Source organism: Arthrobacter sp. 10T416, from assembly GCF_056394165.1.
This window is the reverse complement of sequence record NZ_JBFTHI010000006.1, coordinates 1-16,112: the sequence shown is the minus strand read 5'-3', so window position 1 is coordinate 16,112 and position 16,112 is coordinate 1. Positions and strand designations below refer to the sequence as shown.

General features: G+C 62.8%; 11 protein-coding genes. 10 read left to right on the top strand and 1 reads right to left on the bottom strand.

Annotated features, from left to right (window positions below; translation table 11 throughout):
* Positions 1-2 precede the first annotated feature (2 nt).
* The 5 genes from AC1DBE_RS08465 to AC1DBE_RS08445 all read left to right on the top strand — a co-directional run bounded on the left by AC1DBE_RS08465 (position 3) and on the right by AC1DBE_RS08445 (position 8,355).
* On the top strand, positions 3-1,094 hold the full coding sequence (locus AC1DBE_RS08465; RefSeq protein ID WP_476970232.1) for a glycosyltransferase family protein: 1,092 nt from the start codon (positions 3-5) through the stop codon (positions 1,092-1,094).
* Positions 1,066-2,385, top strand: a complete 1,320-nt coding sequence (locus AC1DBE_RS08460) for a rhamnosyltransferase WsaF family glycosyltransferase (protein ID WP_476970231.1) — start codon at positions 1,066-1,068, stop codon at positions 2,383-2,385. Before AC1DBE_RS08465 ends, AC1DBE_RS08460 begins: the two co-directional genes overlap by 29 nt.
* Before the next feature lie 11 nt (positions 2,386-2,396).
* Positions 2,397-3,602: a hypothetical protein gene (locus AC1DBE_RS08455; RefSeq protein ID WP_476970230.1), complete on the top strand. Its 1,206-nt coding sequence runs from the start codon at positions 2,397-2,399 to the stop codon at positions 3,600-3,602.
* Positions 3,603-3,991: 389 nt separating this feature from the next.
* Positions 3,992-7,135 (top strand): CBM96 family carbohydrate-binding protein, encoded by a 3,144-nt coding sequence (locus AC1DBE_RS08450; RefSeq protein ID WP_476970229.1) that lies wholly within the window; start codon positions 3,992-3,994, stop codon positions 7,133-7,135.
* A 95-nt stretch (positions 7,136-7,230) separates the two neighbouring features.
* Positions 7,231-8,355, top strand: coding sequence for a DUF1972 domain-containing protein (locus tag AC1DBE_RS08445; protein WP_476970228.1), 1,125 nt, complete (start codon positions 7,231-7,233; stop codon positions 8,353-8,355).
* A 52-nt stretch (positions 8,356-8,407) separates the two neighbouring features.
* Here AC1DBE_RS08445 and AC1DBE_RS08440 read toward each other — a convergent pair whose 3' ends face one another.
* Positions 8,408-8,869, bottom strand: a complete 462-nt coding sequence (locus tag AC1DBE_RS08440; RefSeq protein WP_441416883.1) for an Lrp/AsnC family transcriptional regulator — start codon at positions 8,867-8,869, stop codon at positions 8,408-8,410.
* A 159-nt stretch (positions 8,870-9,028) separates the two neighbouring features.
* On the opposite strand from AC1DBE_RS08440, the gene pdhA reads away from it, so the two are divergent.
* The 5 genes from pdhA to AC1DBE_RS08415 all read left to right on the top strand — a co-directional run.
* Positions 9,029-10,294, top strand: a complete 1,266-nt coding sequence (gene pdhA, locus AC1DBE_RS08435; RefSeq protein WP_476970227.1) for a pyruvate dehydrogenase (acetyl-transferring) E1 component subunit alpha — start codon at positions 9,029-9,031, stop codon at positions 10,292-10,294.
* Positions 10,291-11,403 carry an alpha-ketoacid dehydrogenase subunit beta gene (locus tag AC1DBE_RS08430; RefSeq protein ID WP_476903147.1) on the top strand — a complete coding sequence of 371 codons (1,113 nt, stop codon included), beginning with the start codon at positions 10,291-10,293 and terminating at the stop codon, positions 11,401-11,403. Before pdhA ends, AC1DBE_RS08430 begins: the two co-directional genes overlap by 4 nt.
* 2 nt (positions 11,404-11,405) lie before the next feature.
* Positions 11,406-12,794, top strand: coding sequence for a dihydrolipoamide acetyltransferase family protein (locus AC1DBE_RS08425; protein ID WP_476970226.1), 1,389 nt, complete (start codon positions 11,406-11,408; stop codon positions 12,792-12,794).
* Positions 12,795-13,018: 224 nt separating this feature from the next.
* A complete protein-coding gene (locus tag AC1DBE_RS08420; RefSeq protein ID WP_476970225.1) occupies positions 13,019-15,205 on the top strand; it encodes an acyltransferase family protein in 2,187 nt (728 codons plus the stop codon).
* Between the two features lie 197 nt (positions 15,206-15,402).
* The coding region (locus tag AC1DBE_RS08415; protein ID WP_476970224.1) for an MBL fold metallo-hydrolase at positions 15,403-16,112 on the top strand (710 nt) is incomplete at its 3' end.

The following is a 16,112-nucleotide window of genomic DNA, read 5'->3' as shown; positions in this document are numbered from 1 at the left end:
GCATGAGTCAACGCGCCAGTGGCGAGTCGAGCAGATCCGCACTCTTCGTCGGGGTGATTGTCGAAGACTACCCGCGGAACCGGCGGCTCCGGGAGTTCCTGGACCGAGAGTTCGCTATGGAATCTGTGGTCTTGCAGATCGATGACAATCCGGGCTACTTGCGGAAGAGCCGGTCCCTGCTGCAGGGTGCGCTGGGCACTCGTCGAGGAACTCACGGACTCATCGTCATTCCGGAGTTCGCCCTAAAGTACGCACCCCTCGCCTGGCTCGTTGCGAGGTATCACCGGGCTCCCCTTCTGGTCGATTGGTTTGTGGGCCTCTACGAAACGCGCGTTGGTGACTGGGGACAGAAACCAAATCTTAGAGCAAGCGCGGGCCTGTTCCTGGACAAAATGGCTGCCCGTTTAGCATCAGTGCTGGTCACGGACACGCAGGTCCGGGCACGGATGCTTGAGCAAGAATACGGTGCAAAGGACGTGGTCATCGGGCTGCCCGTCGGCGCGCCCGAATGGGCAAGCCCGCGGCTGACTACGAGGTCGGGCCCGCTCCGACTTCTCTATTACGGCAGCTACCAGCCACTCCATGGCCTTGCAGCCTTCGTAGAAGCTTTATCCGAAATTCCGGATAGGTCGGGAATTTCCCTCACCCTAATTGGTACCGGAAACACCCGGCCCGACGTGGAGCGAGCTCTCGCTCGACTTGGTTTGCTTCCGGCTTGCGTCTTCGTTGATTCTGTCGCAGAACCCGAACTGGCGTCCTACATCGCGGCGTCGGATGTCGTTCTCGGAATTTTCGGGGACTCCAAGAAGGCTTCCAGCGTCATCGCTAACAAGGTGTGGCAGGGACTGGCCTGCAACCGCGTGGTCCTAACACGGGCCAACCCCGCGCTGGGCGAACTCAGGAGCATCGCAGGTCCTCTCCTGGTCGAAGTGGAAAACGTCTCGGCGGTTACCGGCCTGATCGAAAATTGGCTGTCGAACCCTCACGACGTACGGTCCGCGACTGTACCGGACATCAACGTCCAACTAGAGGCCTACGTCAAAGACAGGTACGAGCTTCTCAAACTTGATCTTCAACGCCAAGGGCTGTCTTGAAGCACCTACAGGAGACATTTTCATGAACCTTAGCCAGAGAGCATCGGCGGGAAAGGTGCGCGTGGCGGCCCGCCTTGAGCGTATGAGCCTCGAGCGGACAGTGACGTCAGCCATCCGGGAGAACCCAACCTTGGGGGCTTATTCCGGCCTGACCCGCCACAGCCTAGCGCTCGCCAATCTGAAGGTCGCACAGCATCCGGCCCCGGCCGTGAACCTTTTGCTGCCAGCTCTTTCGGCGGCCGGCCTGTTCGCAGGGGTGCGGACAGCCATAGACGTCGGAGTCGAGATTGCGCGTGCTTTGAACCGAAAACTGAGACTGGTTGCATTTTCTGGACCTTATTCTCGACTCGACCACGAAGCGATCCGCCGTCTATTGGCAGAAGACTTCAAGCTGCAGGATGCGCAATGGGAAATAGTCAGCTCCGTCAAGATCTCCAGTTTGGAAGTGAATCCATCAGACGTATGGATCGCAACGTACTGGACCACGGCGCACGCCCTTGATGTGAGGGCACGGCTTGGGTTGCTCGACCCCGCCCGCGTTATATACCTGATCCAAGATTTCGAGCCGTCCTTTCTCCCCGCCTCCACGGATGCCTTCACCGCGGCGAGCACCTATAAGGCTGGATTCGTGAACTTGGTGAACTCTGCGCCACTTGCCTCCGCGTTATCCCGTAATGCGAACGTTTCGGTGGAGCGGAACCTGGTTTTCGCCCCGCAACTGGATCTCGCACGCCTCCGAGAAATCCGCCGTGACCAGTCTTCCGGAAAGTCTGTACGTGAGGTCATCTTCTACGGCAGACCAAGCAAGCCACGCAATATGTTCAGTCTTGGCGTAGCCACAATGCGCCTCGTCGTCCAGAACGGCGATGCAGCGGGTTGGAAATTCTCAAGCGTAGGCGAGCGGCACAAAGCGCTGCCGCTCGGTGGAGGCGTGATGTTGAATCCGCTTGGTGGCCTCACGTGGTCTGGGTATTTTGAACGGATTGCCTCCGCGCAGGTAATGCTTTCGCTTCAGGCCAGTCCGCATCCCTCGCACCCGCCGCTAGATATGGTCGTCTCCGGCGGCCGGGCTGTGACTAACGAAGTAGATGGCACCAGGGCTTCGCTTCACCGGCGATTGGCCGTCGCCGACGCGGATCCCGACGAGCTAGCTAGCAAGCTGGCCACGCAGATGCGGTCTGTCGAAGCGGGCGGATCCGCCGGTGAATTCGATGCGACATTCGTGTCCAAACTCGGCGTCCCCATGGTCGAAGCCGCAGCCGCGGCAGCATCTCTCGTTCGCGTCGATTAGGCCGCGGCAACGTGTCTCGATACCTGAAAAGGGTGTGGGGAATTCTTCCCTACTTCCTCATCCCCGCAGCGGGTGCGCTGTCTCCGCTGTTGGTAATTCCAGCCGTCTCCACCACGTTTGGCGCGAGCGGCTGGGCGGTCATGGCAATCGGGCAATCAATCGGCGGCGCAGCCGCAGTTGTGGGGGAGTTGGGCTGGGGGGTCGTAGGGCCGCAGCAACTGCCGCGACTCGGGCAACGACGGCGGCTCCGGCTGTATCGGATTTCGCTGGCGTCTCGGCTCCTCAGCGCCGTCCCCCTGACAGTCCTCGCGGCGGTATTAGCTGCCTTGCTGGCTCCAAACGGTCGGCTTGAAGCTGCCAGTCTGGCCGCCGGCACGGCTTTGGCCGCGCTGAGCCCGACCTGGTTCTTCATCGGAACGAACCGTCCGTACGTGATCCTCGGTACCGAGTCGCTGCCCAAGATCGCTACCGCGCTGGTTTCTGGGATGTTGATATTGGCGGGATTCGGTACGGTCATTTTTGGGCTCCTGACGATTTGTCAGGTAGGACTGACGCTGTGTCTGGCTGCACGGAGAATTGACGGGCCGACCTGGCCCAAATGGGCGGAATTCCGCGAAGCACCCGCTGCAATGCGTCGTCAGTTCGTGATTAGCGTGGGACGGTCGATCAGCGTAGTCTACACCTACCTGCCGACCTCCATCGCGGCCATCGTCGCGCCCTCGGCCGTCCCGGCGTTTGCAGCAGTCGACAGGCTCATGCGAATGTCGTTGGCTGTCCTTTCCGGAATCCCCAGCCGGCTCCAGAGTTGGCTAGGATCGGCGCCGGACGGGGGAGCAGGCAGGCGCCGGACCCAGACCATCCAGCTAAACATCATCCTGGGCGTCGTCTGCGGTGCGGGCTTCGCATTGCTCGCGAGCTGGGTTGCCAGTTTCGTGTTCGCCGGAGAAATCGGCATTACTCCGGGACTGGCCTGGTCTGCGGGGGCCCTCCTAGCGATCATCTGTGCATCCCGTGGCATGGGGTTGGTGCTTGTTTCCGCGGGCGGGGCAAACAGCATCACTACTGCCATCATTCCCTCCGCGGTCACCGGGGTAGTGACACTATTCCCCCTCGCGGCTGGCGCCGGCGCTGTCGGCGTAGTCGCGGCAGGAATCTGCGCTGAGACAGTCGGACTCGTCGTCCAGTACCTGTTCTATCGCCGTCGGTTGGCCACCTAACCTGGCACACCCATTCCGCCTTCACGGCATTCGGTATATGGTATGGGGGCCTCAGCATTTACTGCAGTCGCTCGGTTTCTGGAGGACCGTGAGGCACGTAGTGGGGGCAGATCGTGCAGCGTCGCCTACAGGAATGGGTCTCAGCCATGTTTGGTCACCGCTTTCCCAGATCGAGGCTGCGCATCTCTGCCTCCCTCCTCGCAGTCGCACTCGCGAGCCCATTACTTATCAGTCCGGCCCATGCGGCAGTACAACCCTCTAACGTCCCCTCGTATGTCGGTACAGTCACCGGGCAACACCCCCGAGTCATGGCGACAGCAGCGGATTTCACTCGGTTGAGAAGTTCGGTAGCGGCCGATGCAACGGGAAAGGGACTCTACGAAAGAGTCTTGTCAAAAGCCAACGCCATTGTCGCTCAGCCGGTGATTGCTTACGACCCGCAACACCCGGAGCGTCTTTACGACGCTAGCCAGGCGATTTGGGACAGGGTAACCACCCTTGCTTTGTCCTGGCAGCTGTCGAAGAACAACTCCTATGCCGAGAGGCTCTGGATTGAGCTCTCCAACGCAGCTAACTTCCCTAACTGGAACCCCTCCCATTTCCTGGACACGGCGACACTCAGCCAGGCTGTGGGTCTCGGTTACGACTGGTTGTACGAGTATTGGACTCCGGAACGCCGACAGGTGCTGAGTGGGGCAGTAGTCAGCAAAGGGCTGAACCCCGCTCTATCGCAGTACAAACAGAATGCGGCCTGGACTAAACAAGTAGGTAACTGGAACGTCGTCAGCAACAGCGGCTTGGGACTGGCGGCCCTCGCTGTCCGGGACATCGAGCCTGTTCTCGCCGATTCGGTCCTTGATTATTCTGTCGCATCAATACAAAACGGACTTAAGGGATATGTCCCTGACGGCGGCTATCGGGAAGGACTTCAGTACTGGGGATACGCAACTCAGAACCTCGTGCAATACGGGATGGCCCTTCGTTCCGCAACCGGCAACGACCAAGGAATTCTGGGCAGCGATGCGGTGAAGTCCAGCGGGCAGTTCCCGCTGTACCTCACCGGCCCGTCCGGTCAGGGCTTTAATTACTCAGACTCGAAGAACAGTGAACTCCCGCCCGCTCTCGGGGCAATGGGAGGTCTCTATGACAATCCCGTGTACACAAAAATGGCATACGACACAGCACTCAAGGGCAATATCAATCAGTTCGCCCTCTTGTGGTACCGCCCGGGTGCAGCCCAGAAGACCGCGGTCCAGGGCAACCTTGGCTTGGACCGCTACTTCCGCGGGGCCGAAGTGGCAACAATGCGATCGGCATGGGAGCAGAGCGACGCGACGTTTGTTGCCCTTAAGGCTGCTACTACGGCCGACAACGGTCACCCGCACCTCGACGCCGGGTCGTTCGTCCTGGACGCCCTGGGGGTGAATTGGGCGAGTGAACTGGGCCCGGATAACTATGGTCTCCCGGGCTACACTGACGGTCTCGCTACCGGTGGCCGATGGAACTACTACCGGACCCGCGCCGAAGGAAGCAATACGGTAGTTCTGAATCCCGGAATGGGCCCCGACCAGAACCCCACGTCCAACTCTGTGATCGAGAGGACGCAGAGCAGTGCTTCCAAGGCCCTTGCCGTTGCCAATTTGGACAGCGTGAATCCCGCAGGAACCACGTGGAAACGCGGCGTATCGCTTATCGACAACCGGCAGCAGGTAGTTCTCCAGGACGAGATCAAGGCCACCTCCAACCTGGACGCCTGGTGGTTCATGCATACGGACGCTTCGGTGCAGGTGTCCGCGGACGGTCGGAGTGCCGTACTGACGAAACAAGGCAAACAAATGCTCGTGCGCATACTTGGTGCGGCGCCCACGGCCTTCTCCTTGCTTCCAGCACAACCGCTTCCTTCATCGCCACAGGGTGCCGGGCAGGCCACGAATGCTGGATTCCAGAGGCTGGCTATCCACGTGACTGGCGTGCCGGCTGCCACCATTTCGGTGCAGTTCACGCCTCTTAGAACCGGGCAGACGGTACCACCCGTGGAGTCGTCCACACCCCTCAGTAGCTGGACCACTGGGGGCACATCTTCCGAGCTCAGCGGACTGACACTTGGGGGCACGCCGATCACAGCGTTTTCCCCCGGCACGCTGACGTATGACTCAACCGCGGCTCCAGATTCAGCAGTTCCGCAGATTGGGGCGACAGCCCCTGCAGGCTCCCAGGTGTCGATTTCTCAGGCAGTATCGGTGCCAGGCCGGGCCACCGTCAGCGTCAGCCAGGCAGGCAAGGCGCCAAGCACGTACTCCGTCTTCATTGGCAAAGGTTCCTACGAAATCTCGGGGGTCACAGCCACCGCGTCCGTGGCTACAGCGAAATCAACCTACGATGGCGACCTTTCAACAAAGTGGGTGGTGGGCGGAAACCAGAGCTTGAAATATGACCTCGGAGCAGTCCGGAGGGTCGCGGCAGTCAGTATTTCGTGGGCATCCACGGGGCCGACGCCCTCCCTTTATAGTGTGCGTACGTCCAGCGACGGCGTGGCCTGGGTGACGCAGCGATCGGCTCCGCTGCCTCAAAGCACGGCGTGGGCTACAACGGACTTTGCACCGACAAACGCGCGGTATGTCTCGGTGGACGTCGATTCACAAAATATTGCAACCCGGTACACAGGAATTTATGAGCTCAAGATTCTGTCGGACGCGGAGGTCAAAGGGCCGACCCTCACAGCAGCGGATCCGGAGTCGGTGGCACTGACAAAGGTTCCTCCTACGAGGAACGTGGGCGACAGCGGTACGGCCGCCTTCACGATCAAGAATGGGAGTGGCGCCCTTCTGGACGGGACTAAATTCCCGGTCCAATACGTTTCTTCCGACCCGAAGGTTCTGTCCATATCTGCCAGCGGGGCTTTCTCCGCCTTGAGCCGAGGAACTGCGAGAGTCGGCGTAATGGTCACGGCACCTAACCGGCGCGTCATTTACGATTCGGCCGCTGTCGTGGTCAGCGATCCGTGGTCCACCTCTATCGCACCATCCGGGGACACCTACGTCCATGGGTCCATCGCAAATGCGGGGGTCAATTACGGGTCATCGGCCGGTCTCCTGGTCAAGCAAACCCCCTGGGCGGACATCAATCGGGAGACCTATATGGCATTCGATCTGTCTGCGTACAGGGGCAAGAAAATTGTTTCGGCATCACTCACGTTCTACGCCAACACATCGGATTCCGGGGGCACGTTGTCTCACACGGCTCTCCATGAGATAACAACACCTTGGGCCGAGATGCTTGTCACTTATAAAACGAAGCCCCAGTTGGGCAAGCTCATTCGTTCCGTATCGATTGATGGCACTCTTGCTGCCCGCACCGCGGATGTTACGGAATACGTCGGCCACATGGCTGCGGGCGGGCTCAACGGCAACATCGGGTTTACGCAGGATAACCCACCGGGGGGTTCCGGACTTCTCGTTTTTATCTACGGCAAAGAATCACCCAAGAAACCGCACCTGGACATCAAAACTGCGTACGTGGCGCCCCCGGCCTGATCGGTTACCTGGCTGCCCGCTCCTGCGGGGGCAAGGTGGGTCGGGCCGCAGCGACTAGCATTGCTGGGGAGTGAATCACGAAATAGGGGGATGCTGTGCAACGGACCGTGGCGATCATTGGTACTAGGGGATATCCCAGCTACTACGGGGGATTCGAAACGGCTGTCCGGAGGCTGGCGCCATTTCTGGCCGATAGGGGTTGGGGAGTCACTGTCTACGGCCGCCCAGGGGCCACGCATGACCAGGACCCAACTCTCGATGACCGCGTCCGTTCGGTCATGACGAAGGGCGCGGAGACTACGTCGCTGAGCACGCTTTCATATGGCCTGACATCAGTACTTCATGCCATGATCCACAAACCCGACGTGGCCCTGGTCATGAATGTGGCCAACGGATTCTGGTTGCCTTTACTGAAGTTCCGTGGCATACCAACAGTTGTCAACGTCGACGGCATCGAGTGGGAACGCGCGAAATGGGGCCGGCTGGCCAAGGCCGTATTTAAGTTTGGGGCGTGGATGACGTCAAAATGGGCCGACGACTTGATTGCGGACTCGCATGCGATTGCGGATCGGTGGCAGACGGACTTTGGGCGCACTTCTCGCTTCATACCCTATGGCGGTGACGTTCCCGGACAGCTCGAGCTAGAGGAAGGCCTTGAGCACCGAGGATTCATTCTGATGGTTGCGCGGTTTGTACCGGAGAACACCGTCGTGGAATTCTTCAACGCTGCGGAGGAACTCGCTACCAGCTACAAAGTAGTAATTGTTGGATCCTCCGGCTACGGCGGTGAGCTGGACGAGCGCGCCGCCGCCCTCGCGGCTAATAACGAAAACGTACTTTGGCTCGGACACGTCAGTGACGACATGCGGCTGCACGCCCTATGGCAGCACGCCGGGGCCTACTTCCACGGCCACAGCGTTGGCGGGACCAATCCAGCTCTGGTGCAGGCCATGGCCTGCGGTGCGCCGGTGGTCGCACGGGACACCGTGTACAACCGTGAGGTGCTTGCAGAGACGGCCACGTTTGTCAGTCCCGATACGGCATCGATTGTCAGCGCCCTCGGCGACGCCATGAGAACGGCAAATGACTACGATGCCTCGGAGATAGTGCAACGTGCCGAGGAGCACTACTCCTGGGGCGGTGTGTGCGCGGCCTACGAAAATGCATTGCTCAGCCAATTGAAGGAAACCCCCGCATTGGCGGAAGCCTCCAAAAGCTAAGACCGCGTCCAAGGCGCGCCCGGGCTTCCTGAACTGACGCGGTACGGCCCGGCTAGCGGGTGTCCAGGTCTTCGAACACGAGGAAGGTCTGGGTGTCCAGCACCCCCGGCATGGACTGCAGCTGGTCGAAGATGACCCGCCGCAGGTCCACGTTGTCAACGGCGCGGACCAGCAGGATGACGTCGAAGTCGCCGCCCACCAGGGCGATGTGGTGCACCTCGGGGATTGCCCGGAGGAGCTCCCGCAGTTCGCGCCAGGAGTGCTGGCGGACCTTCAGGGTCACATATGCCGACGACTTCAGCCCGGCCTTGATGGGGTCCACCAGCGCGGTGAACTTGGTCAGGACACCCTCGCCCGTCAGCCGGGCAATCCGGGTGTAAGCATGGGCGCGCGAAATGTGGACGTTTTCCGCCACCTGGGTCACGGACATCCGCCCGTCGCGGGTCAGTTCCGCGATGATGTTCCGGTCCACGTCGTCCAGCGGCACCGCCTGGTCCGCCTCGGCCTCTGCCATTTGTCTACAACCCCCGCCGGTAATCCAGCTCACACTTACATTCCGTCTTTCAGATTAGGGCAATATTCGGGACTTCTCCACGATTTCGGCCGGGGGTGGATACGAAACGGCATCGCCGACCATACTGGGACGGAATAGTGGCTACAGAAAGACGGACCAATGACGATCTCCGCGGACCATTCTGCGCAGCAGCCCGAACGCACGGCGCAGCCCGAACGTACGGCGCAGCCCGAACCCGGCTCGGCGCCGAACGCCGCCCACGACGCCGTCCTGAAGTTCGGCATCACGGTCGAGGACTATATGCTGCCGGCCCGCCACCCCATCCAGATCGTCGGCCCGGACGGCGCCTTGAACGCCGAAGCGGAACAGGGCGCGCAGCCCGGCCACGAGTACGGCCTCCCCGACGACGTCGAACTGCTGGCCGCGTACGAGCAGTTGGTCGTCGGGCGCCGCGTCAACGACCAGAACTCCGCGCTGGTCCGGCAGGGCCGCATGGCCGTCTACCCGTCCAGCCACGGCCAGGAAGCCTGCCAGGTCGCGGCGGCACTGTGTCTGTCCGACGGGGACTGGATGTTCCCCACCTACCGTGACTCCGTGGCCGTGATGGCCCGCGGCGTGGATCCCGTGCAGACCATGACCCTGTTCCGCGGCGACTGGCACGGCGGGTACGACCCCGCCAAGCACAAGGTCGGCATCCAGTGCACCCCGCTGACCACGCAGCTGCTCCACGCCGTCGGCGTCGCCCACGCGGCCAAACTCCGCGGCGAGGACACGGTGGTCCTGGCCATGTGCGGCGACGGGGCAACCAGTGAGGGTGACTTCCACGAAGCGCTGAACTTTGCCGCCGTGTTCCACCTCCCGGTGGTCTTCTTCGTCCAGAACAACCAGTACGCCATCTCCGTGCCGCTGGCCCACCAGTCGGTCGCCCCGTCGCTGGCGCACAAGGCTGTCGGCTACGGCATGGCCGGCGAACGCGTGGACGGCAACGACATGGTGGCGCTCCTGGCCGTGTTGGGCCGGGCCGTGAAGCTCGCCCGCGAGGGCTCCGGCCCGCTGCTGGTGGAAGCGCACACCTACCGGATGCAGGCGCACACCAACGCCGACGACGCCACCCGCTACCGCCAGGACAGCGAAGTGGCCGAATGGGTGTCCAAGGACCCGGTCAGCCGGATGAAGACCTACCTGACAGGCCGCGGCCTGCTCGATGACCACAACGCCGCCCGGATCGCCGACCAAGCGGAAGCCGTTGCCACCCAGCTGCGCGAGGGCCTGGGTGAGGACGTCCCCGTGGACCCCCAGGACCTGTTCAGCTACGTCTTCTCCACGCCCACCCCGCAGCTCAAGGAACAGTCCGCCATGCTCGCCGACGAACTGGCCCGCGACGCCGCATCCACCGCATCCGCAGCAAAGGCGGCCGGCAAATGAGCCCCACCATCACCACGTCCTCCGAAGCGAACGGCAACGTCAGCGCCGCCACCGCCCGCGCCGCCGCCAAGGCCGCCGGCGACGCCGAGAAGACCGGCCCGCAGTCCATCACCCTGGCCAAGGCACTGAACACCGCCATGGCCGACGCCATGCACGCGGACGAATCGGTCCTGGTCTTCGGCGAGGACGTCGGCATGCTCGGCGGCGTCTTCCGGATCACCGACGGCCTCACCAAAACGTTCGGAAAGAGCCGCTGTTTCGACACGCCGCTGGCCGAATCCGGCATTGTGGGCATGGCCGTGGGGATGGCCATGAACGGCATGCGCCCGGTCATCGAGATGCAGTTTGATGCCTTCGCGTACCCGGCGTTCGAGCAGATCGTCAGCCACGTCGCCAAAATGCACAACCGGACCAAAGGCACCGTCAAGCTGCCCATCGTCATCCGCGTCCCCTACGCCGGCGGGATCGGCGGAGTGGAGCACCACTGCGATTCTTCCGAGGCCTACTACGCGCACACCGCGGGCCTCAAGGTCTTCACCCCGGCCACCGTGGCCGACGGCTACCGGATGCTCCGTGAAGCCATCGACTCGGACGATCCCGTGATGTTCATGGAACCCAAGAAGCTGTACTGGTCCAAGGACCAGGTGGACCTGGACGCGCTCCGCGCCGAGCACACGGCGAACACCGAGTCCGGCACCTCCTCCGAAGGCCGTGCCGCCGTCGCCCGTCCGGGCACGGACGCCACGCTGATCGCCTACGGACCGTCCGTCCCGACGGCGCTCGCCGCCGCGGCCGCTGCCGCCGAGGAAGGCCGCTCGCTGGAGGTGATCGACGTCCGCTCGATCGTCCCGTTCGACGACGAAACGGTCTGCGCATCCGTCCGGAAGACCGGCCGCGCCGTGGTGATCGCCGAAGCGCACGGCTTCGCGTCCGTGGCCTCGGAAATTGTGGCCCGCGTCCAGGAACGCTGCTTCCACCACCTGGCCGCCCCGATCCGCCGCGTCACCGGCTTCGACGTGCCGTACCCGGCCCCGAAACTCGAGCACTATTACCTGCCCGGCGTGGACCGCATCCTCGACGCCGTCGACGACCTCCAGTGGGAAGACTGACCATGAGCGAACCCAAAGTATTCCTCCTCCCGGACCTCGGCGAGGGCCTGACCGAAGCGGAGCTGGTCAACTGGCTCGTGGCCGTGGGCGATGAGATCCGCGTCGACCAGCCGATCGCCGAGGTGGAGACCGCCAAGTCCATGGTGGAGGTCCCGTCCCCGTACGCCGGCACCGTCGCCGTCCTGCACGGCGAGCCCGGCCAGAGCCTCGACGTCGGAAAACCGCTGATCTCCGTGACGCCGCTGGGGGTAGCCCCCGCGGTTGAGGATGTTGCCGCCGAGGTCTACCGCGAGGAAGAAAAGGCCGGCTCCGGGAATGTCCTGATCGGCTACGGCACCCCGGGCGGGCACGGGGTTGCCCGGCGGACCCGGGCGTCCAAGAGCTCCGTGGCGCAGGTGTCCGGGGAGGAGAAGGCAGCCGATGACCTGCTGTTGCTGCGGACCCGGGTTCCCGGCAAGCTGGGGGCCGTGATTTCGCCGCTGGTCCGGCGGATGGCGCGGGACCACGGCGTGGATTTGGGCGAGCTGCAGGGCTCGGGGACCAGCGGGCTGATCATGCGCCGCGACGTCGAGGCCGCCATCAAACCCGCCGCCGAACAGCCGGGCGCCCGGGCCGCTGAAACGCCCGGGCCGGAGCGCCGGATTGCCGGGGACACCGACTCGCGGACCGGCCTGGGCATCACCGGGCGCACCCCGGTGCGGGGCGTCCGCAAGGCCGTCGCCGCGAATATGAGCCGGAGCCGATCCGAGATCCCCGAGGCCACCGTGTGGGTGGACGTGGATGCGACCGCGCTCGTAGAGCTGCGGGCGGCCTTGAAGAAGGCCGACCCGCACCACACTCCCGGGCTGCTGGCCTTCATTGCCCGCTACGTCACCGCCGGGCTGAAGAAGTACCCGGAACTGAACACCCGGATCGTCACCACCGAGGACGCCGACGGCGGGACCAGCCAGGAAATCGTCGCCTTCGACGGCGTGAACCTGGGCTTCGCCGCCCAGACCGACCGGGGCCTTATGGTGCCCTCGGTACGCAACGCGGACAAACTCAGCGCCCGCGAACTGGACGCCGAGATCCGGCGGCTCACCGCCGTCGTCCGCGACGGCAAGGCGACACCCGCCGAACTGGGCAGCGGCACCTTCACGCTGAACAACTACGGCGTCTTCGGTGTGGACGGCTCCGCGGCGATCATCAACCACCCCGAGGTGGGGATCCTCGGCGTCGGCCGCATCATCGACAAGCCGTGGGTGGTCAACGGCGAGCTCGCCGTCCGCAAGGTCACCGAGCTGACGCTCACCTTCGACCACCGGGTCTGCGACGGCGGCACTGCCGGCGGATTTCTGCGCTACGTGGCCGACGCGATCGAGAACCCGGGCTCGGTGCTGGCCGATCTCTAGATTGGTCACTGTCACCAAAGGTGAGCGGCATATTCGTGGCGCATACGGCGATGACGCTGGCAGAGGTGCCTTCGGGGCCCGTGCTTGACTGCGCTCTGGGAGATTTTGACTTCTGAGAAGGCATGCCCGACCCAGCGCAGCCATCTTGGGCGCCGGGCCGGACGCGCCCGTTGTGGCAATATGTCTGTGGGGGATAAACGGTCCCGCCAGTTTTAGGGGAGAGCATGACCGGGATCGCACAACTGAAACGCGCAGGAAATTGGGTTAAGGTGCCGCTGGCGACCTACCGCGCACCTACCAAAAAAGGCGTCCGCAGGGACATCCAGGGCCTGCGAGCCTTCGCCGTGATCGTGGTGATTCTCGACCACCTTATGCACTGGCCGGGCGGCGGCTTCGTGGGCGTCGATATCTTCTTCGTCATTTCCGGCTTCGTCATTACCCAAAGCTTGCTGCGTGAGCATGCGCGGACTGGTCTTGTTTCGATTCCAGACTTTTACCGCCGGCGGGTCCGGCGCATCATGCCAGCATCGGTGCTTACCCTCGGGTTCACGCTGGCCGCAGCGTACATAGCCTTCGGCCAGTCGCGATTCATGACCACGACGTGGGACGCCTTATGGGCGATTCTTTTCTCCGCAAACTGGCGGTTTGCGTCTATTGGAACAGACTACTTCCAGTCTGCTGGACCCATTTCCCCGCTGCAGCACTTCTGGTCGCTGGCCGTAGAAGAACAGTTCTACTTCGTTTGGCCGTTTCTCATGGCAGGGGTCTTCGCGATATTCGCAAGCCTCAGGCGCCCCGCGCGGGGCGCGCGATTTGTCGTCGGTACCCTCATTGCCGGTCTAGTGGCGGCGTCCCTTGCATGGGCCCTGCACGAGACAACCTCGTCCCCTGCTGTGGCATACTTCAGCACGCTCTCCCGAGCATGGGAGCTTGGTGTCGGGGCTCTGCTGGCTATATCGGCTCCCGCGTGCGCGCGCATAGCCAATAGCATCCGCCCAATCCTGGCCTGGATCGGCGTAGCCGGAATGGTCGCATCGCTGTTCGTCATCAGCACGGAGACGCCCTTCCCCGCGCCGGCGGGGCTGCTGCCGGTTTTGTCAGCAGCGCTCTTTATTCTCGCTGGGACCGGCCCCGCCGAACAGCGACATCTGCTCCCATTCACTAACCGGGTGAGCGGCTACATCGGCGACATGTCCTATTCGTTGTACCTGTGGCATTTTCCCATCATCATCATCGCCGGGACCTGGCTGGACGTTGATTCACTGCCCGTCCAACTGGCACTTCTCAGTGGCATATTTGTGTGGTCCTACTACGCATATGTGCTGTGGGAGAAGCGCATTCTCGATTCGAGTTGGCTGACGGGCAAGCCGCGGCGGAGCTCATTTAGGGCCGGGACGGTTTTTAGCGAGGTATATCGGCTACAGGCGCTCAGCTTGCTGGCTTTACTAACCGCCGGCGCAGTGGTTGTGGGTCTCCAGCCGGTCAAGGCGCCAGAAGCAGTCGACCTTCCTTTGAGTTCCGCGCCAGCACCTAAGACTGGCGCGACTGCTCAAGCACCAAGCTTTGGGCCGGAAGTCACCAAGCTCCAGGCGGACCTAACTGCTGCGCTGCAGTCACCTATTTGGCCTAACCTCAGCCCCACACTTGATGAGGTAATTGCAAAGGATCCAGTTCCCGCTGACATCGGGCCATGTGGCGGAGTTGCGCCGCCCTCCGCTGCCGAATGCACCTGGGGCGATCCCTTGGCCCCCAACAACGCTGTGATCATCGGTGACTCTGTTGCCCAGACGTACATTCCTGCGCTGCAGAAAATCTACGGTGTCGGCACTTGGAACCTCCGGGGTATGTCGATGTATGGGTGCCGAGCGATCAGCCTGGCCTTTGAATCTCAATCGCAAGAACAGGACGCCGCTTGCGAACAGCGGAAAATCGACGTGGTGAACGCCGTAAATTCCACCCGTCCGGACCTGGTCATAGTCATCAACTCCTACTACATGGCCCCACACATTGTTGGCACCGATCGGCGGGCAACCGCAGCGGACTGGAAACCTGCGATGAAGACTTACCTGTCGCGAATGACCGGCAGCGGGGCGAAGTTCGTCATCATCACTCCGCCCCCCGCTGATAAGAACCCGTCGCTGTGTGCCACGAAGCAGAGCGCGCCTCGTGATTGCGTGGGGAGGCAAACCGATGACTGGAAGTCGATGGGCAAAGCAGACCGGGAAGTCATCAAAGAACTCGGCGGGACTTTTGTAGACAGTAGCAATTTGTTTTGCGCCCAGACCTTCTGCCCTGCATTCTCCGGGTCGCTTCCTATCAAACGAGATGTCACGCACATGATTCCGGACTACGCCATTAAGATCGCTCCGGGCCTTAGGGAGCTACTGAAAAAGGCTGGAGTCGCCGTCTAGGGCGGCCGCCTCGGCCCTGTTACTGCCGATTTCCGCAAGATCCGAGCTGGTCAACGCCCGCTTACTCCTGCGCTACGTGGCCGACGCGATCGAGAACCCGGGGTCGGTGCTGGCCGATCTCTAAGGCCCGGTGGGTAGAATCGAGGCCAGAACTTCGCACCAACCATGCCGGCGCGGCGCCGGGATACGGAGATTTCATGTCACGATGGCTCGAGGTCGGCCAGGATAACTACGTGCTGACCACCGAAGGATCCCTGCTCAATACCGGCCTGGTTGTCGGCACCGAACGCGCCATGGTGATCGATACCGGCGGGGGTCCCCGGCAGGGCCGCGAGATCCTCGACGCCGTGCGGGAAAAGACGCAGCTGCCACTGGTGGTGGTCAACACCCACGCCCACTACGACCACTTCTTCGGCAACGCCGTGTTCGCCGACGACGGCGTGACCGAGTTCTGGGGGCACGAGAACTGCGCCGCGGACATCGAGGACAACGGCGACGCCCAGCGTCCCCTGGTGGCCGCGGCCGAACCGGAGATGGCCGCGGGCGACGGCGGCCAGGTGGAACTGGTGGTCCCGAACGCGATTGTCCGGGACCAGCCCGTGCTGGTGGACCTGGGCGGCCAGACCGCCACCCTCTTCTACCTGGGCCGCGGACACACCGACGGTGACCTCCTGGTGGGCACCGGCACCACGCTGTACGCCGGTGACCTCGTGGAGCAGGGGGCGCACCCGTCCTTCGAGGACTCCTTCCCGGAGGAATGGGCCGACGCCCTGCGGCACCTGTCCGCCCTGCGCCACCGCTACGAATTCCTGATCCCAGGCCACGGCGAACCCTGCAGCGACCAGTTCGTCAAAACCATGGCCAACACCATGAGCACCGCCGTGCGGCAGGCCACCCAGGCCACCCG